The organism is Marinobacter santoriniensis NKSG1 (assembly GCF_000347775.1).
Classification (GTDB): Bacteria; Pseudomonadota; Gammaproteobacteria; order Pseudomonadales; family Oleiphilaceae; genus Marinobacter; species Marinobacter santoriniensis.
Map to the genome: position 1 here is coordinate 869,310 of NZ_APAT01000015.1, position 22,767 is coordinate 892,076.

At 59.5% G+C, this 22,767-nt stretch carries 24 protein-coding genes; 11 read left to right on the forward strand and 13 right to left on the reverse strand.

What is annotated here, in order from left to right; all coding sequences use genetic code 11:
- The first annotated feature begins 25 nt into the window (after positions 1 to 25).
- The gene (locus MSNKSG1_RS09725; RefSeq protein ID WP_008939087.1) at positions 26 to 682 is read left to right on the forward strand and encodes a hypothetical protein; all 657 of its coding nucleotides are present in this window, start codon (positions 26 to 28) and stop codon (positions 680 to 682) included.
- Here MSNKSG1_RS09725 and MSNKSG1_RS09730 read toward each other — a convergent pair.
- Together MSNKSG1_RS09730 and MSNKSG1_RS09735 are read right to left on the reverse strand one after the other, a co-directional pair.
- Positions 679 to 2,025: a nicotinate phosphoribosyltransferase gene (locus MSNKSG1_RS09730; protein ID WP_008939088.1), complete on the reverse strand. Its 1,347-nt coding sequence runs from the start codon at positions 2,023 to 2,025 to the stop codon at positions 679 to 681. The genes MSNKSG1_RS09725 and MSNKSG1_RS09730 overlap by 4 nt on opposite strands.
- Before the next feature lie 44 nt (positions 2,026 to 2,069).
- On the reverse strand, positions 2,070 to 2,285 hold the full coding sequence (locus tag MSNKSG1_RS09735; RefSeq protein WP_008939089.1) for a dodecin: 216 nt from the start codon (positions 2,283 to 2,285) through the stop codon (positions 2,070 to 2,072).
- Between the two features lie 83 nt (positions 2,286 to 2,368).
- Here MSNKSG1_RS09735 and MSNKSG1_RS09740 point away from each other — a divergent pair, with 83 nt between their 5' ends.
- Positions 2,369 to 3,142, forward strand: coding sequence for a DUF3750 domain-containing protein (locus MSNKSG1_RS09740; protein WP_040886742.1), 774 nt, complete (start codon positions 2,369 to 2,371; stop codon positions 3,140 to 3,142).
- Here the strand turns inward: MSNKSG1_RS09740 and MSNKSG1_RS09745 are convergent, their stop codons facing one another.
- Positions 3,143 to 3,457, reverse strand: coding sequence for an AzlD family protein (locus MSNKSG1_RS09745; protein WP_008939091.1), 315 nt, complete (start codon positions 3,455 to 3,457; stop codon positions 3,143 to 3,145).
- On the reverse strand, positions 3,454 to 4,188 hold the full coding sequence (locus MSNKSG1_RS09750; protein WP_040886842.1) for an AzlC family ABC transporter permease: 735 nt from the start codon (positions 4,186 to 4,188) through the stop codon (positions 3,454 to 3,456). Before MSNKSG1_RS09750 ends, MSNKSG1_RS09745 begins: the two co-directional genes overlap by 4 nt.
- Positions 4,189 to 4,732: 544 nt before the next feature.
- On the opposite strand from MSNKSG1_RS09750, the gene MSNKSG1_RS09755 reads away from it, so the two are divergent.
- From MSNKSG1_RS09755 to MSNKSG1_RS09765, 3 genes are all read left to right on the forward strand, one after another.
- Positions 4,733 to 5,833 carry a Glu/Leu/Phe/Val family dehydrogenase gene (locus tag MSNKSG1_RS09755; RefSeq protein ID WP_040886843.1) on the forward strand — a complete coding sequence of 367 codons (1,101 nt, stop codon included), beginning with the start codon at positions 4,733 to 4,735 and terminating at the stop codon, positions 5,831 to 5,833.
- 87 nt (positions 5,834 to 5,920) lie between these two features.
- Positions 5,921 to 7,333, forward strand: a complete 1,413-nt coding sequence (locus MSNKSG1_RS09760; RefSeq protein ID WP_008939094.1) for a sodium-dependent transporter — start codon at positions 5,921 to 5,923, stop codon at positions 7,331 to 7,333.
- A 156-nt stretch (positions 7,334 to 7,489) separates the two neighbouring features.
- Entirely contained in the window at positions 7,490 to 8,317 is an 828-nt protein-coding gene (locus tag MSNKSG1_RS09765; protein WP_008939095.1) for a metal-dependent hydrolase, read from the forward strand.
- Between the two features lie 6 nt (positions 8,318 to 8,323).
- Here MSNKSG1_RS09765 and MSNKSG1_RS09770 read toward each other — a convergent pair whose 3' ends face one another.
- The 4 genes from MSNKSG1_RS09770 to MSNKSG1_RS09785 form a co-directional block, all read right to left on the reverse strand.
- Entirely contained in the window at positions 8,324 to 9,226 is a 903-nt protein-coding gene (locus tag MSNKSG1_RS09770) for an NAD-dependent protein deacetylase (RefSeq protein WP_008939096.1), read from the reverse strand.
- A 16-nt stretch (positions 9,227 to 9,242) separates the two neighbouring features.
- Complete coding sequence (locus tag MSNKSG1_RS09775; RefSeq protein WP_008939097.1) at positions 9,243 to 9,974, reverse strand: polyamine aminopropyltransferase; 732 nt, start codon at positions 9,972 to 9,974, stop codon at positions 9,243 to 9,245.
- 195 nt (positions 9,975 to 10,169) lie between these two features.
- Positions 10,170 to 10,739: a DUF1415 domain-containing protein gene (locus tag MSNKSG1_RS09780; RefSeq protein WP_008939098.1), complete on the reverse strand. Its 570-nt coding sequence runs from the start codon at positions 10,737 to 10,739 to the stop codon at positions 10,170 to 10,172.
- Between the two features lie 182 nt (positions 10,740 to 10,921).
- On the reverse strand, positions 10,922 to 12,508 hold the full coding sequence (locus tag MSNKSG1_RS09785; protein WP_008939099.1) for an ABC-F family ATPase: 1,587 nt from the start codon (positions 12,506 to 12,508) through the stop codon (positions 10,922 to 10,924).
- A gap of 184 nt (positions 12,509 to 12,692) precedes the next feature.
- On the opposite strand from MSNKSG1_RS09785, the gene MSNKSG1_RS09790 reads away from it, so the two are divergent.
- Complete coding sequence (locus MSNKSG1_RS09790) at positions 12,693 to 12,971, forward strand: peptidylprolyl isomerase (RefSeq protein ID WP_008939100.1); 279 nt, start codon at positions 12,693 to 12,695, stop codon at positions 12,969 to 12,971.
- 12 nt (positions 12,972 to 12,983) lie between these two features.
- On the opposite strand, the gene MSNKSG1_RS09795 is transcribed toward MSNKSG1_RS09790, so the two are convergent.
- Positions 12,984 to 14,168 (reverse strand): M24 family metallopeptidase, encoded by a 1,185-nt coding sequence (locus tag MSNKSG1_RS09795; protein WP_008939101.1) that lies wholly within the window; start codon positions 14,166 to 14,168, stop codon positions 12,984 to 12,986.
- 86 nt (positions 14,169 to 14,254) lie between these two features.
- Here MSNKSG1_RS09795 and MSNKSG1_RS09800 point away from each other — a divergent pair, with 86 nt between their 5' ends.
- Positions 14,255 to 15,334 carry an MBL fold metallo-hydrolase gene (locus tag MSNKSG1_RS09800; protein ID WP_008939102.1) on the forward strand — a complete coding sequence of 360 codons (1,080 nt, stop codon included), beginning with the start codon at positions 14,255 to 14,257 and terminating at the stop codon, positions 15,332 to 15,334.
- On the opposite strand, the gene MSNKSG1_RS09805 is transcribed toward MSNKSG1_RS09800, so the two are convergent.
- Positions 15,306 to 16,139, reverse strand: coding sequence for a DUF2059 domain-containing protein (locus MSNKSG1_RS09805; protein ID WP_008939103.1), 834 nt, complete (start codon positions 16,137 to 16,139; stop codon positions 15,306 to 15,308). The two genes, MSNKSG1_RS09800 and MSNKSG1_RS09805, sit on opposite strands and share 29 nt — an antisense overlap.
- A 137-nt stretch (positions 16,140 to 16,276) precedes the next feature.
- On the opposite strand from MSNKSG1_RS09805, the gene MSNKSG1_RS09810 reads away from it, so the two are divergent.
- Complete coding sequence (locus MSNKSG1_RS09810; protein ID WP_008939104.1) at positions 16,277 to 16,957, forward strand: transglycosylase SLT domain-containing protein; 681 nt, start codon at positions 16,277 to 16,279, stop codon at positions 16,955 to 16,957.
- On the opposite strand, the gene MSNKSG1_RS09815 is transcribed toward MSNKSG1_RS09810, so the two are convergent.
- On the reverse strand, positions 16,958 to 17,857 hold the full coding sequence (locus MSNKSG1_RS09815) for a LysR family transcriptional regulator (RefSeq protein ID WP_040886744.1): 900 nt from the start codon (positions 17,855 to 17,857) through the stop codon (positions 16,958 to 16,960).
- A 131-nt stretch (positions 17,858 to 17,988) separates the two neighbouring features.
- Here MSNKSG1_RS09815 and MSNKSG1_RS09820 point away from each other — a divergent pair, with 131 nt between their 5' ends.
- Positions 17,989 to 18,183, forward strand: coding sequence for a hypothetical protein (locus MSNKSG1_RS09820; protein ID WP_008939106.1), 195 nt, complete (start codon positions 17,989 to 17,991; stop codon positions 18,181 to 18,183).
- Positions 18,184 to 18,266: 83 nt separating this feature from the next.
- Here MSNKSG1_RS09820 and MSNKSG1_RS09825 read toward each other — a convergent pair whose 3' ends face one another.
- Positions 18,267 to 19,949 carry an AMP-binding protein gene (locus MSNKSG1_RS09825; RefSeq protein WP_008939107.1) on the reverse strand — a complete coding sequence of 561 codons (1,683 nt, stop codon included), beginning with the start codon at positions 19,947 to 19,949 and terminating at the stop codon, positions 18,267 to 18,269.
- 351 nt (positions 19,950 to 20,300) lie between these two features.
- Positions 20,301 to 20,729 (reverse strand): Lrp/AsnC family transcriptional regulator, encoded by a 429-nt coding sequence (locus MSNKSG1_RS09830; RefSeq protein ID WP_008939108.1) that lies wholly within the window; start codon positions 20,727 to 20,729, stop codon positions 20,301 to 20,303.
- Positions 20,730 to 20,846: 117 nt separating this feature from the next.
- On the opposite strand from MSNKSG1_RS09830, the gene MSNKSG1_RS09835 reads away from it, so the two are divergent.
- Together MSNKSG1_RS09835 and MSNKSG1_RS09840 are read left to right on the forward strand one after the other, a co-directional pair.
- Complete coding sequence (locus MSNKSG1_RS09835) at positions 20,847 to 21,968, forward strand: arginine N-succinyltransferase (RefSeq protein WP_008939109.1); 1,122 nt, start codon at positions 20,847 to 20,849, stop codon at positions 21,966 to 21,968.
- Positions 21,958 to 22,767 carry a DUF1338 domain-containing protein gene (locus MSNKSG1_RS09840; protein WP_008939110.1) on the forward strand — a complete coding sequence of 270 codons (810 nt, stop codon included), beginning with the start codon at positions 21,958 to 21,960 and terminating at the stop codon, positions 22,765 to 22,767. Before MSNKSG1_RS09835 ends, MSNKSG1_RS09840 begins: the two co-directional genes overlap by 11 nt.

Sequence of the window (22,767 nt, forward strand, 5' to 3'; positions counted from 1 at the left end):
ACAGGGTCAAAAAGGACGGCGTATCATGGACACCCAGTTCCTGCCCGCGATCATCACTACCGGACATGGCCTTCTGATTCTGGCAGGTGTGGCCTTGATCATTGCCCTGTCGGCGCTCATGTACGCTTCCCGTATCCGCCAGCAGCACAGTGAGAAACTGGAGGTACTTCGAGAAAAGGCCGACACGCTCTGGCGCGAGATCGACGACATCCGCGTCGCCCATTTCAACGGCCCGACGTCCTCTGCCAGCAGCACGACCGACGCGCTCCAGGGCAATGCCTATCAGACGGAAAAGGTGGCCTACCAGACGATCTGGCCGCAGCTCTGGCAACTGCATGACAAGACCGGCCAGTTCCTCAGAACGGTTGAGGCCGGGGAACCGGTCGGAGACCTGCGCCTCGAAGCCCGCAATGCGGCGCTGGAAGCCCGCCAGGGACTGAATCGCCATCGCCCTTTCTGCAGCGGAAAAGTGGAACAGTTGATCAGTCGGCTCGTGGATACGGAAATCAAGGCCCATCTCGCCGCCTGTCAGTACCTCGACCTCCTGAAGGAAGTGTCTACCCATCCATCCGACCATGATCGGCGGCTCATGCAGGAGAAATGTCACTCTCTGCACGAACAGGACGCCCGGGAGTTGATGAACTCGCTCGCAGAGGAAATCCGGGACCGGATGCTTCGCTAGCGACGCTGGCCTGCAACGACAGCGAGGGAGTCCCTCTGCAATTGGGTGAGATAGTCACTGATTTGGACCGGGACCGGTTCGGCAGGCTCCAGGCCCAACAGCGGATCCGGCAGTGACGCGATGGCCTGTTGCGCGCCGTCAACCTGTGAGGCCAGTGGGCCGATCGCTTCGGGTAGTATCCGGCCATTTTCCATAATTGGTTCCAGCAGGGGCCGACCCTCCGCATTCTCCATTCGACCAGCCACGGTGTCCCGGACAATTCGCCCATCGTCATCCAGCACCCGGAAGACCTGTTTGCGTCCCGGCAATGAGACTTTTCCAGAGGAACTCTTCATCTTCGGCTCGCCGGCATATTCGGTCAGCTTGTAAGCCAGTTCCAGGGCCGGGGCGTCCGCCGCCACACCAATAGCGGTGCCCACGCCGAAGCCATCGATCGGCGCCTCCTCTGCCAGTAGGCGGGCAATCCGGTATTCGTCCAGGCCACCGCTGGCCATGATCCTGATCTGTGGAAAACCTCCATCGTCCAGAATCCTCCGGCAGTCTCTCGCCTCTGCGGCGAGATCGCCGGAGTCCAGCCGAATGGCTCCGATGTTTGTCAAAGGTTTCTCACGCAACCATGACACAATGCGCCGGACCGCACGTCGGCTGTCATAGGTATCGACCAGCAAGGTGGTACCCGGGTACAGGTGGGCATATACCTTGAAGGCTTCAAGCTCGTCCGGATAGGCCTGAACAAAGCTGTGTGCCATGGTGCCGTTAACGTCCATGTCAAAATCCAGCCCGGCCAGTACGTTGCTGGTGGCCGAAAGACCGGCCAGGCGGAACGCCCGAACGCTCCGGTGACCGGCATCAATGCCATGCATGCGCCGCAGCCCGAAATCCACGACGGGACGCCCGTCCGCCGCCAGCGCCAACCGCACCGCTTTGGTGGCCAGCACCGATTCCAGGTGAACGTAATTCATGACCAGGCTTTCCAGGATCTGAGCTTCAGCAATCGGCGCTTCGATCTCCAGCAGCGGCTCCTGGGGAAACAGCGGGGTTCCCTCGGGAACCGCGTGCAGGCTGCCACTGAAGCGGAAGGAACGCAGCCACTCCAGAAAGCCCGGCTGAAACCGGTTGAGCTGTCTCAGGCGCTCGATGTGATCCTCGGAGAATTGCAGGCCCTCAAGCACTTCGGCTATGTTGCGCTGACCGCAGGCCAGAACGAAGTTGCGATGCTCAGGCAGATCGCGGAAGAACAGGCTGAACACGGCACGCTCCTGCATCCCTTCGTGCCAGTACGCCTGCGCCATCGCGAGCTCGTACAGATCCACCAGCAGGGGAAGATCCTTTTCATGCATCATCAGGGGACCTCCCAACGCGTTACCAGGGCCATACAGTTCTGCGACTAACTGTTGGTAATTCGGAACCCGATCTTCAACACCACCTGATAATGGCCGACTTTACCGTCAACGATGTGGCCGCGGGTCTCCATCACCTCGAACCACTCCATATGTTTTACGCTTTTGCCACACTCGGCCACCGCGTTCTCGATGGCCTCCTCAATACTCGTTTTCGAGGAACCGACGATCTCTACTTTTTTGTAGACATGGTGATCTGACATAGGGTATCTCCCAGTAATTGGAGCATGTACCTTGAGACTAGAAGACCGGGACGCCGCCATCAAATAAAGGCCGGGCAACAACCATGAAAAGAACTGTGAAGCGAAGTGCCGCCTGGTTTCTCGCCAGCCTTACGATCCTGATGACCGGCCCACTGCTCATGGCGGTCAGCGGTGGCCTGCACGGCGCCGAGAACTGGCAGACCGCGAGCCGAGAGAGCGCGGACATTGCCCCCAAACCCGATGCATTCGACGATGCAGTTGTCCAGGTATACGGGGCACGAGCCTGGAGTTGGCGAGGATACTTTGCGGTCCACACCTGGATTGCCACCAAGGAAAAGGGGGCGACACAATACCGGGTCCACGAGGTCACCGGCTGGCGCCACTACGTCGTCAGTTCGCGCCCATCGATACCGGACCGTCGCTGGTACGGGGCCGAGCCGACCCTGTACGCCGACATCCGCGGTGACGAAGCCGCCCGCCTGATTCCGGGGATCTACGACGCAATTCAGCGGTACCCCTATCCCACCGAATACGAGGCCTGGCCGGGCCCCAACAGCAATACCTTTACCGCCTGGGTAATTCGGGACGTTCCGGGGCTGGAGGTCGCCCTGCCCAATCATGCCATCGGCAAGGATTACCTGGGTGACCGTCTGATTGCGGCCGTACCCGGTGGAAGCGGCTACCAGGTCAGCCTCGGCGGCTATTTCGGTTTGCTGGCAGGCGTTCGGGAGGGGCTGGAAGTCAACATTCTGGGGTTGTCACTGGGCGTCAACCCGTTGGCCCTGGGCATCAAATTACCGGGCATTGGCGAGCTGGCGTTGAGAAATCCCAACGCCATGGCCGAATCCGCTGACTGATTACAGGAGAAAATAACGGACCAGGCCAGCAGCGGCGATACCCGCCGCGATGGCGGGCAGCGGCTTGCGCACCACAAGCATGGTTACCGCCGTGACCGAGAGGGCTGCGACGGCGCCGGCGTCCCCGCTGAATGCCATAGGCACGATAATGGCAATCAGCACCGAACTGGCCATGGTGTTGATAAAGCTCTCAATCCTGGGACTGATCCGCACGAATGACATGGCGAACACCCCGCCAAAGCGGGTTGTGAGGGTTACCAGGGTCATGATGGCAATGACCAGAAGAACGCCGGAATCGGCAGTCGAGAGGTTCACGACGTTGTTTCTCCGCTGCTCGTGGTGGATTGGCGGTCGGTCCAGAAAAAGCCGACCATTCCGCCGGCAAGTGCTCCGGTAACCACATGGGTGTTCGGTGGCAGCCATTTCCATGCCGCGAGAGAGGCGGCCCCGGCAACGGTCCAGGCAACCAGAACACGGGGAGACTTGTTGCCCCCCAATGCCATCGCGAGCAGGAAGCAGCCCAGTACCATGTCCAGCCCAAGGCTTTTGGGATCGGACAGCAAACCTCCGAAATAGGCGCCCAGCCAGGTTCCGACAATCCACGCCAGCCAGAGAGCGAGCCCACCGCCGACGATCACCTCCAGGTTGCGCCGGCCACTCTGGTATTCCTGGGCCGAAACCGCCCAGTTCGCATCGGTCAGCAGCAGAAGTAATCCGTATCGTTTGCCGGGGGCGACATCCCTGAGCATGGGGTACAACGACGCCCCCATCAGAAGATGACGGGAATTGATGGCAAAAACCACCGCCACCAGGGGCAGCAGAGAAATTTCATTGCCCCAGAGTTCGAGGGCGGCAAACTGCGACGCACCGGCGAACACCGCCGCACTCATCAGGATGGTTTCGAGCGGCGCCAACCCTTTTTGGGTAGCGGCCAGGCCAAACGCAGCGCCGAATGCCACCACGAATAACGAGATGGGCAACAGCCGGAAGAATTCGCTGCGAATCTTCCGGGCTTCGAGACAATAGGGATAGGAGCGATCAGACATCATAGGAAGCTAAGCCGGAACCCCTCGCATGCGTATAAGCAGAAACCCTTACTCCGAAAAAAATTATCGCCTCTGATCAGAGGCTTGCTTGAGTTTCTCAGGTAATTGGCAAATTGTAACCCATCCAAACGTTGACGTTAACGTCAATCGACGCTAGGTTGTTTTTTGTCCGGCCCCACAAAGGCACCCCGACGCAATCCATCGGGCAGGGACACCAGAAATCGAGCAGCCGGCCACAAGCCGGACGACAAGAACAAGACAGCCATCTACCGCCGCGATCCGGCAGGTGGAGGAGGATTTCGACATGCCTTATTCTGCATACTCCGGGCGCAAACGCCCTCCCCGTTTCGTTGACTGTTCACCGAATCCCGACCGTTTCCACAGGCTCGTACGCCCTGTCGACTTTGCCACGGCACCGGGCACCGGAAGGATCGCCGACCCTGGCTCCTGATTACCGCGGCCAAGCCTGACCTGCAACTGATTCCGGCACCTGTTCAAGCGCCCTGGCGCCTGTGCCCCAATGTATCTGGAAACGGTGAAAACCATGAACGTATTCAGTCACCCCGAATTCGATAATCACGAACACCTGTCTTTTTTCTGCGACCCGGAAACCGGCCTGAAAGCTATCGTTGCCATCCATAACACCTCACGGGGCCCGGCCCTCGGTGGCTGCAGGATGTTTCCCTACGCCACCGACGAGGAAGCCCTGCGGGATGTCCTTCGCCTGTCCAGGGGCATGACCTACAAATCCGCACTCGCCAATCTCGACCTGGGTGGCGGTAAGTCCGTCATCATCGGTGATCCTCGCGAACACAAGACCGAGGCGCTGATGGAAGCCATGGGCAAACATCTGGAAAGCCTCGGCGGCCGCTACAGTGCGGCGGAAGACTCAGGCACCAGCGTCGCGGATCTGAGAGTGATGGGCCGGCACACGCGTTACGTGGCCGGCATCGCCAACCGGACCGGTTTTGACGGCAATCCCAGTAACGGCGATCCATCCCCGGCGACAGCCTATGGCACCTTCATCGGCCTGAAAGCGGCCGTAAGACACAAACTCGGCCATGACGATCTGACCGGACTGAAAGTCGCTATCCAGGGCGTCGGCAATGTCGGTTTCCGTCTGGCCAGACATCTGCGCGAAGCCGGAGCGGAACTGTGGGTCCACGACATCCATCAGGACAATCTCCAGCGCGCCGTGGACGAACTGGGCGCCAGACCCGCTTCCGCCGAGGACATCCTGTTCCTACCGGTGGACGTCGTGGCACCGTGCGCCATGGGGGCAGTCCTCAACGACGCCAGCATTCCCAAACTGAAGGCAGGCATCATCGCCGGTGCCGCCAACAACCTGCTGGACCGTCCGGAGCACGATGCCATGCTCAAACAGCAGGACATCCTGTACGCGCCGGACTTTGCCATCAACGCCGGAGGCATCATCGATGTGTTCTACGAACGCACCGACGCAACGCCGGAAACGGTTCGCAAACACGTCGACACCATTGGCGACACCCTGACCGAAATTTTCAATCGCTCTGACCGCACCGGGCTTCCCACCGGTGATATTGCCAACGAACTGGCAGAGGAGCGATTCCAGAAGCACACCGCGGGTGCTGGGCTGGCGCCCATGCGGTTGGCTGGCACCGGTTGACCTGACGCTGGTGCTTCCCCCTTGGGAGCCACAGGTTCTGTGGCTCCCTCTTTTCCCTGACAACAACAAGTACTGCAGGAGACTGTCATGTCTGTCACTTCATCCGGTTCCGCCACCTACAGCGGGGCACTTGAGGGTTCCAGCGCCAAGCGCGGACTCTGGTCATCACGACTCGCCTTCATACTCGCCGCCACGGGCTCGGCGGTGGGGCTCGGCAATATCTGGAAGTTTCCCTACATCACCGGTGAAAACGGCGGCGGCGCATTCGTCTTGATGTATCTGCTGTGTATCGCCGTGGTTGGCATTCCCATCATGATGGCGGAGGTCATGATCGGACGGCGGGGCGGTCACAACCCCGTCAAAAGCCTGCAAATGATCGCCGAGCGGGATCGCCTCAAGCCCGCGTGGAAGCTGGTGGGAGCCATCGGCATCCTGGCCGGTTTCCTGATTCTCTCGTTTTATTCGGTGATCGGCGGCTGGGCCGTTTCCTACGTCGGCACCGCCGCCAGCGGCCAGCTGACCGGCCAGTCGGCCGATGCCATCGGTGCGATCTTCTCCGGTCTGCTCTCGGAGCCGCTCACCCTTCTACTCTGGCACAGTGTGTTCATGGCCCTGGTCATGGTCGTCGTGGCGAAAGGTGTTCACTCAGGCCTGGAAAGGGCGGTAACCCTGCTCATGCCGGCCCTGTTCGTTCTGCTGCTGATCATGGTCGGCTACGCGATGACCTCCGGCGGCTTCGCCAAAGGGGCAGCCTTCCTGTTTGAGCCGGACTTTTCGAAGCTGACAACCACTGGCCTTCTGGTCGCGCTGGGGCATGCTTTCTTCACCCTGAGCCTCGGTATGGCGGTTATGATCGCCTACGGCTCCTATCTGCCCAAGGGCATTTCCATCGCGAAAACCTCGATCACGGTTTCAATCATTGATACGGGTGTCGCTCTGCTTGCGGGGCTGGCCATCTTCCCGGTGGTATTCGCCAACGGCCTTGAACCAGGTGCCGGTCCCGGCCTGATTTTCCAGACCCTACCGCTTGCCTTCGGTCAGATGCCGTTTGGCAGCTTTTTCGGCACCCTGTTCTTCGTCCTGCTGATCTTTGCCGCCTGGACATCCGGCATCTCCCTACTGGAACCGATCGTGGAATGGCTCGAAGAACGCAAGGGGATGAACCGGACCATCAGCACCCTGATTGCCGGGATCGTGTGCTGGGCACTGGGCATTGCCTCGATTCTGTCCCTGAACCTTTGGTCCGATGTCACCCCCCTTGGCTTCATCCCGATGCTCGAAGGCAAGACTATCTTCGACCTGCTGGACTTCTTCACCGCAAACATTCTGCTGCCGCTCGGTGGCCTGGCAGTCGCGGTGTTCGCCGGCTGGGTGATGTCGCGCCAGGCCATGGAAAAGGAACTCGCCCTGTCCGCACCGGCCTTCAAGCTCTGGTACGTGACCGTGCGCTTTGTCACGCCGATTGCGGTGGCTACAGTCTTTATCTACAACCTCCTGTAATCCTGAACCGGGGAGCGGTCCTTCCGCTCCCCGCGACCTCGACTTTCGTCGACGTTACGCCGGTCCGACAAACATCTGTCCCCTTCTGACCGGACAAGAGCGCGCAAAGCCTCGTACTGTGTCGGGCGATCCCGATCAATCAGTGAGGCTTTCACTATGTCTGCAGTCACCGCATCTTTCCCGGTCCGTCGCCAGGACTTCGGCTTTGACGACGTACCCCGCCACTGGGTCGATAACGATCCGTTCATGACCCACTTGTTCAATGCCCTGTCGGCGCTGTTTCCGGATGGCGAACGCTATTTCGTGGCCAGCGTCCGGGCGGTTCGGGAGAAGGTTCAGGATCCGCAACTGCAGAAGGACATCAGTGCGTTCATCGGACAGGAAGCCATGCACGCCAAAGAACACGGGCATTTCAACGAAGGCGCCATCCGCAACGGCTTTGATGTCAAGAAGCTGGAGGGATGGACCCGGGGATTCCTGTCGGTCAAGGATCTCCCGTTATTGAAAAACGAACGGGTACACCTGGCCGGCACGGTCGCCCTGGAACACTTTACCGGCATCCTCTCGGCCCAGCTCCTGCGCCGGGAAGACCTCGTAGAGGCCATCGATCCAACCATGCGAACCCTCTGGGCCTGGCACTGCGTTGAGGAAAACGAGCACAAGGCAGTCGCCTTTGATGCCTATCAGCAGGTGTACGGAAAAGGACCAGCGGATTATGCAATCCGGATGGGAACCATGGCACTGGCCACGGTTCTGGTGATGGTCGCCATCCACGCCTTTATCGTGGAACTGATGCGGGAAGACGGGGAACTGGCCAACCTGAAATCCTGGGCCCGCGGCCTGAATCGGCTCTGGGGGCGCCGCGGCATGTTTACTGCGATCGTGCCGGAATACCTGGATTACTTCCGTCCGGATTTTCATCCCTGGCAGCACGACACCTACTTCCTGCTCCGCAAATGGCGAAAAACCCTGGGTTTTGCCTGATCCGGTTCAAAGACGCTCAAGCGCTGTGCGCAAGGTCTCCCCGATGCGCGCGTTGAGCTTCAGGTCCACCAGCTCCTCGGCCCGGGTACGGCCGAGGTTCAGCGTGGCCATGGGCTTGTTCCATTCCTTCGCGTAACGGCAGAACCGGAACCCGGAATACACCATCAGTGACGAGCCAACCACCAGCAGTCCGTCACTGGCTTGCAGAGCATCCAGGGCAGACGTTACACGTTGCTTCGGGACATAGTCGCCAAAGAACACCACGTCCGGCTTGAGTATGCCGCTGCACTTCGGGCAATCCGCCACGCGGAAATCGGCAAAGTCCACATCAAGATCCGCGTCCCCGTCCGGAGCGGTTGTTGCCGTGTACTTGAGAAAGCCGGGGTTCAGATCCGCACAGCGATCATGGACCTCATCCCGGGGACACCGATAGCCGCAACTCATACACAGTACTTCATCCGCCCGACCGTGCAGATCCAGAACCCCGTGGGTCCCCGCTTTCTGGTGCAGCCGATCCACGTTCTGGGTGACCACCAGATTGCTGTGATTGAGCAGTTCCAGATCGGCGATGTGGAAATGGGACGGATTGGGCGTGGCGTTTCGCATCACCGGCCAGCCGATCAGGCTCCGCCCCCAGTAGCGCTGCCGGGTGTGATCACTGGCCATGAAATCCTGGTGCTGCACCGGCTGCTTGCGTTTCCAGGCCCCATCGCCGTCCCGGTAATCCGGAATACCGGAGTCGGTGCTGACACCAGCCCCGGTCAGGATAAGGAGTCTGGGATGGCGATGAATGAACTGCGCAAGCTGTGCTCCCGCGTCGGCGGGATCGAGGGTCACCAGCGGCTCACCAGTGTCCGGCAGGCGCTGGCTGGCGCTGAAAGGGCGGGTTCGGTGCGTGGTTGCAGGCATACGAACTCTATACGGCTCAATCCGGTTTTCGGGCTACATATACGGTATTGAACGATTCCCTGTTCTGGAACGGATTAAAGAATGTCACGACATGACACTCCACATCAACGAACACCTCCCGGAGCACGGCCATGAACTCGGGATCTTCACCTTCATTGGACCACATGGCGAAAATTCCCCGGGGTTTGAGCTGGCGCGCCATGCCACGGATGTTGTCGGTGGTGTAGAAGCTGGCGTTGGAATCGTGCAGGAGAGCACGGGGCGAGTGGTCAATGTCGAGCAGGATGGCGTCGAACAGCCGGCCCGGCTCATCCGGATCGAACCCACCGGTCTCCGGCTCGGCAACGGCGAGATCGAAGAAACTGCCATGGACGTAACGGCTTCTCGAATCCGCATTGATGTCAGCCCCCAGCGGCACCAGTTCCTGCTGGTGCCAGCGGATCACCGGTTCGAGGTATTCGACAATCAGCAACTCGCTCACGCGCTCGTGTTTGAGGGCGGCCACAGCGGTATAACCAAGGCCCAGGCCACCCACCACCACGCTGAGGTTATCCCCTTCGCAGGCATTCAGGCCGAGGTCCGAGAGCGCAACTTCGGCGTCCACGAACATGCTGGACATGAGAAATTCATCGCCGAGCTTTACCTCAAAGATGTCGCGATCACCGATCGCCGGAATGCGACGGCGACGGAGTGTAATCTCCCCGATTTCCGACGGCTGGCTGTCAATTTGCTCGAAAAGCAGTCCCATATGTTCTGGCTCTTCTGGTATGTGTCTTGAACGACAATTATGAGTTCGCCGTCCCTGGCCTGAAAGTCTGTGCAAAGAATGGCTGGGCAGGCGCTTTCAAAACCCGCTCCTTGCGGCCCATCCATGGGGCGCTTGGGCTCCGCCATCCATGGCTCCGCACAGTTTTGAAAGCGCCTGCCCAGCCATTCCTGCTATTTACTCCCCTGTCTGCTCCGGGCTGGAAGCATCAACGCAAGCCTCGAGAATACTCCGCATCTTCCCGGCGCCCAGTTTTTCCATCAATTCAATATTCCGCTGGGGGATGCCATTGACATCCGGATAGCTGTCGATCGCCGCTTCCAGACTGGCTTCGCGCAACAGGTGCAGCATCGGGAACGGAGAACGGTTGGTGTAATTCTCCGCTGCATCCGGCTCAGTGCCTTCGAACCGGTAATTCGGATGAAAACTGGCAATCTGGTAGATCCCTTCCATTTCGAGATACGCCAACAGACCGTCGGCCGCATCCAGAAACTCATTGTAGGCCCCAAAGTCCTGCAAAACGCCCGGATGCACCAGAAGTGTGGTTTCGATCTCTTGCTCGTCGTCCAGACGTTGTAGCTCTGAGTGCAGTGCCTGCAGCAGCTCGTCTTCGGTCTGAGCGTCCGTTACGACAAACCGCACCCGGTTCCGGACCAGTTCTCGTTTGGCAAACGGGCAGAGGTTGTAACCAACGACAACGTCTTCGACCCATTGTCGGGTGGCGTTAATGATTTCGGTCTCGCCCATGCTTTTACGTTTCCAATGTTTGATTTGAGGCTCACTCACAACTTGGAGCGGCCGTGTGAGACTGGCTTTCCAAAACTGTGCGGAGCCAAGGATGGCGGAGCTCAAGCGCCCCAGGGACGGGCCGAAGGAGCGGGTTTTGGAAAGCCAGTCTCACACGGCCGCCCGCACCCAACGCCTGAGCCTCACAGGTACCCTTGACTCCGAAGGTAATCATCATAAGTCCCACTGAAGTCCGTCACCCCATCCGCCTTCAGCTCAATGATCCGGGTCGCCAACGAAGACACAAACTCCCGGTCGTGGCTGACGAAAATCAGCGTCCCCGGGTAATTCTCCAGCGCCAGGTTCAGTGCCTCGATGGATTCCATGTCCAGGTGGTTGGTCGGCTCATCCATCAGCATCACGTTGGGCTTCTGCAGGATCAGCTTGCCGAACAGCATGCGCCCCTGCTCGCCCCCGGAAATCACCTTGACCGATTTGCCGATGTCGTCACCCGAGAACAGCATCCGCCCAAGCGTGCCGCGAACCAGCTGCTCTCCGCCCTTGGTCCACTGGGCCATCCAGTCGGTGAGCGTTTCATCGTCGGCAAAATCCGCCGTGTGGTCCTGGGCGAAGTAGCCAACCTCGGCACTGTCGGTCCATTTTACCTCGCCGGCATCCGGCTCGTAGGCGCCTGCCATACACTGGAGCAACGTGGTCTTGCCGATGCCATTCGGGCCGATGATGGCCACCCGTTCTCCCGCTTCAATCTGCATGTTCAGTTTGTTGAACAGGGGAACGCCATCAAAACCTTTGCTCAGGTCTTTCAGGGTAACGGCCTGACGGTGCAGCTTCTTGCCCTGCTCAAACCGGATAAACGGACTGACACGGCTGGACGGCTTGACCTCTTCCAGCTGGATCTTGTCGATCTGCCGGGCCCGGGAGGTGGCCTGCTTGGCCTTGGATGCGTTGGCCGAGAAGCGGCTGACGAACTGCTGCAGCTCGGCAATCTGAGCCTTTTTCTTGGCGTTGTCCGCCAGCATGCGCTCACGGGCCTGGGTGGCGGCAGTCATGTATTCATCGTAATTGCCCGGGAACAGGCGCAGTTCGCCGTAGTCCAGATCCGCCATGTGAGTACAGACACTGTTCAGGAAGTGGCGATCGTGGGAAATGATGATCATGGTGCTGTTGCGGGCCACCAGGATGCTTTCCAGCCAGCGGATGGTGTTGATGTCCAGGTGGTTGGTGGGCTCGTCCAGCAGCAGGACGTCCGGATCGGAAAACAGCGCCTGGGCCAGGAGCACACGAAGCTTCCAGCCGGGTGCCAGCGCACTCATCGGGCCATTGTGGTCCTCAAGCGGGATCTCCAGCCCGAGCAGCAACTCGCCCGCCCGGGATTCCGCGGTATAGCCGTCCATTTCGGCAAACCGGACCTCCAGGTCCGCCACCGCCATGCCGTCTTCCTCGCTCATTTCGGCCAGGGAATAGATCCGGTCCCGCTCCTTTTTCACCTGCCAGAGTTCCTCATGGCCCATGATCACGGTATCCATCACCGTGCAGTCCTCATAGGCAAACTGGTCCTGACGCAGTTTACCCAGACGGGTGTTGGGCTCGAGCATGACCTGGCCCGCAGAGGGCTCCAGATCGCCCCCGAGGATTTTCATCAGGGTGGACTTGCCACAGCCGTTGGCGCCGATCAGGCCATAACGGTTGCCATTGCCAAATTTCGCGGAAACATTTTCAAACAGGGGCTTGGCCCCGAACTGCATGGTGATATTCGCGGTGGAGATCAAGAAACAAACCTATCAACGTGGGGCCGGTCGGGCGCCGGCGAGAGAAAGCCGGCATTGTACAGGTTTGAACGGAGCAGCGTGAGGCCGCAGAAACACGGATAAAAACCGCTTGCCTCCGGCGGACGGTCCGGGCAGCATCTCCCTCTCTGCAGTATTCATTCAAAGACCATAAAGGATACGAATCATGGCACAGGCAACCGCACGCCACATTCTGGTAGACAGCGAAGCAAAGTGTGAAGAACTGAAAAAGGCGATCGAAGGCGGTCAGGACTTCGCCGAAGTCGCGAAACAGCACTCATCCTGCCCATCCGGTCGCAACGGCGGCGACCTGGGCTCGTTCGGACCGGGCCAGATGGTGCCGGAATTCGACAAGGCGGTGTTCAACAGCGAACTGAATACCGTGATCGGGCCGATCAAGACCCAGTTTGGCTATCACCTGCTGGAAGTGACTTCCCGCAGCTGATCGATACCGGGGTCAGGAGCCGAGCGTCCAGGGGTTCCGGGTGATCGGCTCCGCCCCGCTCTCGGTCACGATGACCGTCTCGCTGCAGCCAATGCCCCACTGCCCCGGCACCCGCAGACAGATCGGCAGATGGAAGACCATTCCCGGCGCAAACTCGGTGTTTCCCCCCTTGGCAATGAAACCGGAACCTTCAACCCAGGATGGCGGGAACTGGGCCCCCACGGTATAACCGTAGACCCCTGAAAAAAATACTTTCCCGGCCAGTGGCTGCAGAGCCAGCTCCGCCCTTTGGGCCGCCTCGTCAAAAGTAACGCCCGGACGGACGGTTTCCAGAAGAGCATCAACAATCCGGCGACAGCCATCAAATACCCGGCGCATCTCGGAGCTCGGAGTCCCACCCGCCACAATGGTCTGCATCATGGGGGCCGTGTACCTTTGCCAGGCGGCACCGAACTCCAGGAAAACCGGATCGCCTTCCTGAACCACCGTTCGCTTGTGGTTGCAATGGATCACGCTGCTCCGGCGGCCCGTGGTGACGATCGGCTGCATGCTCATGAATTCGCTGCCCGCCTCGATCAGCGCCTTGGCACCCGCGGCCGCGATCTCATTGTCGGTCACACCGGGCCGGACCGCCGCACAGGCGGCCTGCAGCCCGATACCCGTAATCCTTGCGCTTTCCCGCAGGTAGTCTATCTCCGCAGGAGATTTGACGATGCGGATACGCTTGAGCAGTCCGCCATTGTTGACGAAACGCACCCCGGGAAGCCGGGCTTTCAACCCTTCCAGCACGCCTTGCCGAAGGGATCCATGCCAGGCATCGATCGCGACGGTTTCGACGCCATCGTTGAGGGTCTGGACCAGGGGCTCAAGCACTTCCCCGATGCCCTCCCAACGGTAGCCGCTCACCTTTGCCACCCGCGTGGTCACCATCGCCGGCCCCATTTCAATCGATGGTACCTGCAGCAACATGTCGTCCTGGGTAACGGCCAGGGCCACGTGGACGGACACTTCAAACGTGCTGTATCCGGTCAGGTAAAAAATATCCGCCGGGTCAGTCAGAAGCAGCGCACCGTAGTCCGCATCGGCCATTCCGTCCCGCACGCGTCTCAGGCGCTGATTGTATTCCGACTCCGGAAACGGGCACTCTATTCCTCTGAGTTGTGAGGACAGGGATTTCTGATAGGCATTGAAGTCCATAGGAGCTCTCCTCACGGCATATACTAGGAAGATTGGACCCAAATCGGGTCCAGTACAAATTTCCGACCCGAAGAACGAGGGATTCGATGGATGACCAGGCAAAGGGCAGCCACCCCGTCGAGGTAAGCGTCCAACTGGGCGCCCTCACCAGTGTCGCGACGGAACCGCAGGTGGCCGCGAGAGTGGGTCACACGGTGGCGTCACTGGTCAATGGTGTTGGCGGAGACCCCCTGATGCAACTGCGAATGTTGCACCAGTCTCGCAGCCTGTTATTCGATCTGGGGGATACCGGGCGCATGCCCCTCCGCTCGGCACACCAGGTCAGCGATGTCTTCATCACCCATTGTCACGCGGACCACATCGGCGGTTTCCTGTGGTTCCTGCGCAGCCGGATCGGCCACTTTCCACCCTGCCGCCTGTTCGGTCCACCGGGACTGATGGACCACGTCGCAGGCATGATCCGCGGCATCCTCTGGGACAGAATCGAAGACCGGGGGCCGGTTTTCGAAGTCAATGAATGGCACGGCGACCATCTCAAGCGCTGGCGTATCCGGGTGGGCGATAGCGCTTCAACACCACTGGAGGATCGACCAACGCCGGGAGGGGTGCTGCACAGTGAGCCGGTTTTTCAGGTGCGGGCCGCCCTGCTGGACCATGGCACGCCGGTACTGGCCTACGCCTTTGAACCCTTTGGCAAACTCCAGGTCCGCAATGATCAACTCAGAGCCGGGAACTTCGAACCCGGCCACTGGCTGCACGACCTGAAGATGGCAGTCCTTCGGAAGCGCCCGGATACCCTGATTTCGCCCGACCGGCATTCCACCTTCCGGGCCGGGGACCTTGCCCGTCGGCTGCTGATACAGGCCCCCGGTGAATCAATTGCGTACGCGACCGACTTTGCCGAGAGTCCCGAGAACCTGCGTAAAGTGGCCGATCTGGCAAAGGGAGCGCACACGCTGTTCTGCGAAGCCTCATTTATGGTGAAAGATCGCGACCAGGCGCACCGGACCCATCACCTGACGACCGAAGCCTGTGCGCGGATCGCCAACGAAGCGCGGGTCCGCCAACTGATCGCCTTTCATTTTTCCCATCGTTACCAGCGGCAGCGGGAGGTCCTTTACCGGGAACTCGGACAATTTACTGACCGCCTGACAGTGCCGGGTTGAGGAACCGGGCAATCTGGGCGCCCATGTTGTCCACCGGTTCGGTAATCGCCTGCTGGATGCTCCGGGTGACCACCCGGGTAAATGCCGAACCGGCATCGCTCTCCAGGAAATCGAGGTACAGCTTCAGCTCCTGATTGCTGAAATCCTGGTAAGTGTACAGGTAGCTGTCATAAACCTGCTGGCCCACGATCCCCTTTAGCCTGTCACGCTGACTTTCAATGCGCTGACGGGTCTGCGCGTCCGACGCAGGCTCGCCACTGAGAGCCGACATGGCGGATGCCAGGCTCAACTGAAGTGCAACAGCGGTGTCCACCGCACTTTCCGTTGCCCGGGACGCGCGATCGAAGCGATCAAACAGTTTTGCACGGTCCGTACCTTTGAAGCGTTTGTTCAGTGCCGGTGCCTGCTGCTGGATCGTCGGCCACGCCGAGGGCGCAGAGGCGGCGATTTCGGCCCGGGACAGCTTGCCGGCCTGCGGTGTTTCATACCAATCCTTTACGGACTGAAGCTGTTCGGCAGAGAGCGACCGGTCCAGGTCGTCCAGAATTCGCTGTTCAATGTCCTCGGCCCGGATGCTGCTGCTCACGACCTGACCAATCGCATTGGCCACAACTGGAGGCACCTGGTCATTCCGCTGGAGGCCCTGCCGGATTCCCCGGCTCATCATCGCAGGGTATTGCGCGACAATATCGTCGATCGGCGACGCCTCCAGAACCTGCCGGGACGTGGTCGCTGCCTCAGCCACGCCGTCACCGACGAGCAACGCAGCGAATAAAAGAGGTTTAACTAGGGTGGCAAATCGCATTTCACTATCATCCTGAATTGAGAACATGCCGTTTATGGCATGCACATCGGCGCTTCGGCAAGCGATAACGCACAGGTACAGATGACGGTTTGGTAGGATAGATGGGGAAGTCCCGGTCCCGGCGTACTCGCCGACTGATGAAACAGCTTGAGGTCTGGCGCCGCCGGGCCCGATGGTACGGATGGCCACTGCTGGGCCTGCTGGTGGCGATCTGGGCATCACTCCGTTTCAGTCTGCTGGAACCGGGCCCACCCAGCGATCCCGAAAACCTGTGCGGAATTTTCCGGGAACACACCGTCTGGTACGACTATGCCCGCCAATCCCGGGACAAATGGGGCACACCGATCGCCACCCAGATGGCGTTCGTTTATTACGAGTCGTCCTTCCGCAGCCACGCCAGGCCGCCCAGAGCGATCCTTTGGGGATTCATTCCCTGGACCCGGCCCACGACGGCTTTCGGCTACGCCCAGGCCCTGGATCCCGCATGGCGGGACTACCTCGAGGCCAATGGCGGAAGCTGGCTCACCGTTCGATCCGATATGGAGTACGCGCTGGACTTTGTCGGCTGGTATAACCGCCTGAGTCATGACCGGCTCGGCATCCCCCTGACCTCCCCCAGAGAGCTCTACCTTGCTTACCATGAAGGCCGGAGTGGCTACGCCAGCGGCTCCTATCGATCGAAACCCGCACTGAAGTCGCTGGCCAGCCGGGTGAGGGCCCGCGCCTTTCGATACGACAACCAGTTGCAGCAGTGCGAACAGGAATTCCAGTGCTGGCGCTGGTACCAGTTCTGGCCCTTCTGTTCGACCGAAAGCTGATCAGAGCGTCGGACTGACCTCGATCGCCGACTCCAGGGCCCGCAGCCGATCCACCAGAAACTCCATGACAATCCGCACCCGCGCCATCTGTTGGGTATCCTGATTGACGTGTAGCCAAAGATCCACACTTTCGCCCTCCAGGGGATCGGACAGCCGGCGAAGTTCCCGGGCGCTCTCACCAATATAACAGGGCAATACCGCCAGTCCCGCACCAGCCCGCGCCAGCGAGACCATCGACTGAAGGCTGTTACATCGAATAAAGGAAGACACGTTTTTGAGGTGTTTGCGATACCAGCGCCCGGTCGCCAGCTGACTGAAGGTCTCGTCCGGGATGATCCAAAGGCACTCCTCCGGTCGGTTCTCAATGTCCATATCCCGGTTACGCCGGCAATACCGGGCCGCACCGTAAACCGCCGATTCAACGGCTGCGATCCGCTCGCCCTCCAGGGTTGCCTGGGGTTTGTTCTCCGGACGCAGGGTCAGGTCGGCTTCCCGGTGGCTGAGATTGGCCACGTCGTTATCCGTGAGGACCTCGAGCTCGATGTCCGGGTACTCACGAACCAACTCCGCCAGAATCGGGCTGAGCAGTTCGTTCATCATCATGTCCTCGGCCGCGATCCGGACTTTGCCAACCGGCGCCGAGTCACCTCCGACCAGTTTTCGCTGGAGATTTTCCATGTCCGTGGCCAGTCGTTCAGCCTCCCGAAAGGCCATTTCTCCAACGGGCGTCAGCTGCAATCCGTCCCGATTGCGTTCGAAAAACTGCACACCGAGCGACTCTTCCATCTGGTCAAGTCGCCGCAAAACAGTGGTTTGGTGCACACCCAGTAATTCACCGGCCTTTGCAAGCGTTCCACCTATTGCAAGAGCCCTTACGTATCGAAGATAATCCCAGTCCATAATCACTGCATATTTGCAACGCGGATACGGATTTTAACGTATTCAAGCTGCAAAAAAGAATCCTTATAATAGTTTGTAAATTAAAGATAGATCCCTACTTAATCCACCAGATAGTATAGGAGGAAGGCGCTATGACTCAGAACCATATCGCGACCGTTCAACCCCTGCCGTCCAGTATCCTCCACAACAGTGCTGAGGTCAGGCGCCAGTATACCCGTGCTGCTGCAAAGCAGGCGGTGCAGTTTATCAGTCGCAAGGTTCGAGTTTTCAACCGCAGGACAGCGGAGATGACTCAGGACATGACACAGATCCAGGGCGGCCACTGATTCGCATAGCGCAATCAGGGAGCAGACCTAAAAAGACGCCGGCAGATTGCCGGCGTTTTTCGTATGAATGCAGCTCAAACCAGTCAGAAATCCCAGACGACTTTGGTGTTCCTCGCAAACCAGTCATCCATGCGGGCATTGTAGAACGCCTCAATCACATTTCGCTTGATCTTCATGGTCGGTGTCAGCATGCCGTTTTCCATCGTCCAGGGCTCCTTCACGACAGCCAGAAATGCGACTTTCTCATGGGATTCGCAGGCCGTATTGACGGCATCCAGCTCCGCTGCCAGTTCCCGTTCCAGCTCCGCCCTGTCCGCCCCATTGGCGAGCGCTGACCGGAGCTCGTCGGACAGCAACACCATCATGCACGGCTGTGGCTGATTGGCACCGGCAACGCAGACGACTTCCGCACCGGGATGATTGAACCGGTTCTCGATGGGAACCGGTACCACATACTTCCCTTTCGCGGTCTTGAACAGATCCTTGACCCGCCCGGTTATCCGCAGCGAGCCGTCTGAATCGATCTCGCCCATATCCCCGGTTTTCAGGAAACCATCCTCGGTGATGTCTTCCCGGGTTTTTTCTTCATTACGGAAATACCCCAGCATCTGACCTGGGCTCCGGACCTGGACTTCCCCGCCCTCACCGATCCGGTGCTCTACTCCGGGATTGGGTACACCGACATACCCTGCCCGCGCGGCGCCGGGACGGTTGGCGTGGGAGTAGCCAAAGTTCTCGGACATGCCGTAGACCTCAAGGAGCTCCAGCCCCAGGTTGCGATACCAGGCAATGATGTCCGCAGAAAGCGGCGCTGCTCCTGTAAGCGCCGCCCGGCAATGATCCAGCCCCAATTGACGAAGCACCTTTTTCTTGACGAGGGAACCGAGGATCGGAAGGTTGAACAGCAGTTTCTGTTTCCGTGGCGGCAGTTTCGCATTGATGCTCAGATAGAACTTCATCCACAGGCGGGGTACGGAGAAAAACAGGGTCGGCCGGGCACGCTGGAGGTCTTCCTGGAAGGTGTCCAGGGAATTGGCAAAGTAAAGGTGGAAGCCATAGTAGAGCGACTGGGTCTCAACCGCGGCCCGCTCCGCCACATGGGCGAGGGGCAGGTACGAGAGCATGCGTTCTTCGGTCCCGACGGGAAACAGTTGCTGCAACCCTTCCGCCACCGACACCATGTTCCGGAAACTGTGCATTACGCCTTTGGGCCGGCCGGTACTGCCGGAGGTGTAAACAATGGTTGCCAGCTCATCGGGATCCGGCCAACGCGGCGTTTCGGGCGCCTGCCGCTCAATGATCCCCTGCCATGTCGGCGTGTCCTTGCGCGGCGACAAAGGTAGCGAGACGACGGGCAGATCCTCCGGCATATGCTGCTTTATATCGTTCCAGCCATCGGCTGTGCCGTCCATCTTGCCGAGAAACAGCAGTTGTGCCTGGCTGTGATCAAGAATGTAGGCGGCGGTTTCGCCATTGAGGGTCGGATACAACGGGACACTGACATGGCCGGCGGCCCATATGGCGAGATCCGCAAGGATCCAGTGCGCGGAATTTTTACCCAGAATGGCGATACTGCTGTGCGCCGGCAGCCCCAGACTGACCAGGTAGCCAGCCATCCGGGAAACCTGGTCTGCCGCCTCGGCCCAGGTGATATCCTCGACCCGCCCGTCCGGATACGGCTGGGTCAGGTAGACACTGTCCGGCCGGTGCTCAGCCCAGTAAAAGAAACAGTGCAACGACGTTTGCCTGCTTGAATCTTCCGCCATGCGCAACTCCTTATAATTGTTGTCCAGCCAGTGCGTGCGGAGGCTGTTTATTGTTATGAATCCCGATTCATAGTAGCCCAGTTCGTCCCGAGCTCAATAGCATTTACCACCGTTTGTGATAACCAATTCTCCGCAGGCGCCCGGAACATCATCATCCGACGTGACATACGTCAAAACTGGTCTAGAGTGAGGAAAGACGCGTATGCAATAGCATCACTGCAGGAGGTGGCTATGAAAACGTCGACTCGTTCATTTCTGATTTTTCCCGCTTGGGGCCTGATTCTCGTGGGCTCAGGCGCATTTCTGTATTGCGCCTACGCTGGATTGCTTGGTTCCTGACGCCCCTGGCGACTAGCGGCGGAACCGGGTTTCCAGGACCACGGCGGAGTTGGTCCGTTCGACGCCCTCCAGATTTCCGATATCGTCCAGCACCTTGCTCAGGGCTTCCAGAGAGCTCGCCTGGACGATGGCAATCAGGTCGTATTCCCCACTGACCGAAAAAAGCTGAGAGACCTGGCGGATGCCTTCAAGTGCGGTATTCGTCCGGGCCGTCAGTTTCTGCACAACCTTGATGGACACGTGGGCCTCCACCTGACTGGCCAGATAATCCCCACCAAGCTCAACCGAATAGCCCCGAATCACGCCGGTCCGTTCGAGACGTGCCAGACGGTTCTGAACGGTGGAACGGGAAACATGAAGCGCCTTGGCCAGGTCGGTGACACTGGCCCGGGCGTTCTGCCGAAGCAGCGACAGCAGTTTCTCGTCTTGCGCATTAATCATTCCGACACCTGAATATCTCAATTTGCTCAAATAATAGATCATTTCGATCGTTTTGGAACTGCAAACCGGCAGGAAGGCACCTCATACTGGCGCAAAACCCTGCAGGAAGCTCTGGCCATGCTCATAAGACCGGTTGCCCCCAAAGATCTGGACGCCCTTTACCGGATTGCCGACGAATCCGGCCCCGGCTTTACATCCCTGATGCCCGATCGGGATGCGCTCCTGCGCAAGATTGAGCACTCGGTCGAAAGCTTTGCCCGCGAGGTTGAGACTCCCTCCGATGAGCACTATCTGTTTGTGCTCGAGGATCCGGCGACCGGTTCGATCATGGGAACCACCGGCATCGAAGCCTGCGCCGGCCAGACCCGCCCGCTTTATCATTTCCATCACAATACCGTGGTCCACCACTCCCGGGAGCTGGGGCTGCGAAAGCAGGTCGATACGCTGACCCGGTGCAATCACTACACAGGCTGCACCGAAATCTGTTCGTTGTATCTCCGTCCGGACTTCCGGCGGGCCAATGCCGGCAAACTGTTGTCGCGGGTCCGCTTCCTGTTCATGGCCCAGCACCCGGATCGGTTTTCCAGCACGGTGATTGCGGAGATGCGAGGGGTGTCGGATGCCGCGGGACAGTCCCCCTTCTGGAGCTGGTTGCGGGAACACTTTGTCGACATGGAGTTTGCATCGGCGACCAGCCTGGTGGGGGCCGGCTATACCGATTTCATTGACGAACTCATGCCTGGCGCCCCACTGTACACCCACCTGATGAGCCGAGAAGCTCGGGCTGTCATCGGCCAGGTACACCCGCAGACACAGCCTGCCCTTCGCATGCTGGAGAACGAAGGATTCCGCCCCCGCGGCTTCGTGGACCTGTTCGATGCGGGACCAACGGTCGAGGCGGAATTGCGCCGCATTCGCAGTATTCGTCAGTCACGGCGTGCCTCGGTCATTCTCGATGCCAACGCCAGCGATGCTCCGGACGAACTGATGAGTCCGATGATCGTGGCGAACGGCCGGTTGTCGGATTTTCGGGCAACGATCACGGAGCATGACAACATGCTTGCCACTGGCGAATCGGTGAGGATCGGCCCCCGTCTGGCCGAAAACCTTGGCCTCCAGGCCGACGGCGTTGCCTGGAGCCTGCCGCTGCAACCGAATAGCGCATCACGGCCCCATGAACAGCCCGATGCCTCAGCCATGAACGCACACCGCTTTGGAGAAAGACATCATGCACACTGAGCGTCACGAGCTTTTCAGCCAACTCTGGGAGCAGTACCGGTCGGTCACTCCGTCCGCCGAACGGGTTCACCAGCTGCTCGCGGAACGGGAATCCCGGCCGATCGTGAACGATCACATCGCGCTGAGAACCTTCAACCTCGATCCCGTTGGCCTCGACGCCCTGGCAGAACCCTTTCTGGCTCTGGGGTATCAGCCCGGCGGCGAGTACCATTTCGAGGCAAAAAAGCTATACGCCCGCCACTATGAGCACCCGGACCAGGACGCGCCGAAAGTGTTCATCTCGGAGCTGTTGGTGGAGAAATTTCCTGAACCGATACAGGCAACCATCCGGAACCTGGTGTCCGAGGTCGATCCCGACCGCGTCCGGCGATCCGATTTCCCGTATTCGGGGCGCCCATGGCAGATCAGTCATGAAACCTACCTTATGCTTGCGGAAGTCAGCGAGTACGCTTCCTGGCTGGCTGCGTGGGGCTATCGGGCGAACCACTTTACGGTCAGCATCAATCATCTGGACAGCATCCAGTCTGTTGTCGAGATGAATCAGCTTCTGAAAGACCAGGGATTCACCGTGAACGATTCCGGAGGCGAAGTGAAAGGCTCCCCGGAAGATCTGCTGGAACAGTCATCAACCATGGCCGACCGGGTGCCGGTGGCGTTTTCCGACAGGGAGGCCGTGATCCCCAGCTGTTTCTACGAGTTTGCCCGTCGCTACCCCAAAGCGGACGGACAGCTTTATACCGGGTTCGTTGCCGCATCGGCGGACAAGATTTTCGAAAGTACCCACGAGCGCCGGGGCTGA

What these genes read in the sequence shown, in the direction of transcription:
- MSNKSG1_RS09835 (WP_008939109.1), top strand. Translation starts at nt 20,847, where the DNA reads ATGCTCATAAGACCGGTTGCCCCCAAAGATCTGGACGCCCTTTACCGG.
- MSNKSG1_RS09790 (WP_008939100.1), top strand. Translation starts at nt 12,693, where the DNA reads ATGGCACAGGCAACCGCACGCCACATTCTGGTAGACAGCGAAGCAAAG.
- MSNKSG1_RS09825 (WP_008939107.1), bottom strand. Translation starts at nt 19,949, where the DNA reads ATGGCGGAAGATTCAAGCAGGCAAACGTCGTTGCACTGTTTCTTTTAC.
- MSNKSG1_RS09820 (WP_008939106.1), top strand. Translation starts at nt 17,989, where the DNA reads ATGACTCAGAACCATATCGCGACCGTTCAACCCCTGCCGTCCAGTATC.
- MSNKSG1_RS09815 (WP_040886744.1), bottom strand. Translation starts at nt 17,857, where the DNA reads ATGGACTGGGATTATCTTCGATACGTAAGGGCTCTTGCAATAGGTGGA.
- MSNKSG1_RS09725 (WP_008939087.1), top strand. Translation starts at nt 26, where the DNA reads ATGGACACCCAGTTCCTGCCCGCGATCATCACTACCGGACATGGCCTT.
- MSNKSG1_RS09780 (WP_008939098.1), bottom strand. Translation starts at nt 10,739, where the DNA reads ATGGGCGAGACCGAAATCATTAACGCCACCCGACAATGGGTCGAAGAC.
- MSNKSG1_RS09775 (WP_008939097.1), bottom strand. Translation starts at nt 9,974, where the DNA reads ATGGGACTGCTTTTCGAGCAAATTGACAGCCAGCCGTCGGAAATCGGG.
- MSNKSG1_RS09765 (WP_008939095.1), top strand. Translation starts at nt 7,490, where the DNA reads ATGTCTGCAGTCACCGCATCTTTCCCGGTCCGTCGCCAGGACTTCGGC.
- MSNKSG1_RS09755 (WP_040886843.1), top strand. Translation starts at nt 4,733, where the DNA reads ATGAACGTATTCAGTCACCCCGAATTCGATAATCACGAACACCTGTCT.
- MSNKSG1_RS09795 (WP_008939101.1), bottom strand. Translation starts at nt 14,168, where the DNA reads ATGGACTTCAATGCCTATCAGAAATCCCTGTCCTCACAACTCAGAGGA.
- MSNKSG1_RS09830 (WP_008939108.1), bottom strand. Translation starts at nt 20,729, where the DNA reads ATGATTAATGCGCAAGACGAGAAACTGCTGTCGCTGCTTCGGCAGAAC.
- MSNKSG1_RS09805 (WP_008939103.1), bottom strand. Translation starts at nt 16,139, where the DNA reads ATGCGATTTGCCACCCTAGTTAAACCTCTTTTATTCGCTGCGTTGCTC.
- MSNKSG1_RS09750 (WP_040886842.1), bottom strand. Translation starts at nt 4,188, where the DNA reads ATGTCTGATCGCTCCTATCCCTATTGTCTCGAAGCCCGGAAGATTCGC.
- MSNKSG1_RS09735 (WP_008939089.1), bottom strand. Translation starts at nt 2,285, where the DNA reads ATGTCAGATCACCATGTCTACAAAAAAGTAGAGATCGTCGGTTCCTCG.
- MSNKSG1_RS09800 (WP_008939102.1), top strand. Translation starts at nt 14,255, where the DNA reads ATGGATGACCAGGCAAAGGGCAGCCACCCCGTCGAGGTAAGCGTCCAA.
- MSNKSG1_RS09730 (WP_008939088.1), bottom strand. Translation starts at nt 2,025, where the DNA reads ATGATGCATGAAAAGGATCTTCCCCTGCTGGTGGATCTGTACGAGCTC.
- MSNKSG1_RS09760 (WP_008939094.1), top strand. Translation starts at nt 5,921, where the DNA reads ATGTCTGTCACTTCATCCGGTTCCGCCACCTACAGCGGGGCACTTGAG.
- MSNKSG1_RS09770 (WP_008939096.1), bottom strand. Translation starts at nt 9,226, where the DNA reads ATGCCTGCAACCACGCACCGAACCCGCCCTTTCAGCGCCAGCCAGCGC.
- MSNKSG1_RS09810 (WP_008939104.1), top strand. Translation starts at nt 16,277, where the DNA reads ATGAAACAGCTTGAGGTCTGGCGCCGCCGGGCCCGATGGTACGGATGG.
- MSNKSG1_RS09840 (WP_008939110.1), top strand. Translation starts at nt 21,958, where the DNA reads ATGCACACTGAGCGTCACGAGCTTTTCAGCCAACTCTGGGAGCAGTAC.
- MSNKSG1_RS09740 (WP_040886742.1), top strand. Translation starts at nt 2,369, where the DNA reads ATGAAAAGAACTGTGAAGCGAAGTGCCGCCTGGTTTCTCGCCAGCCTT.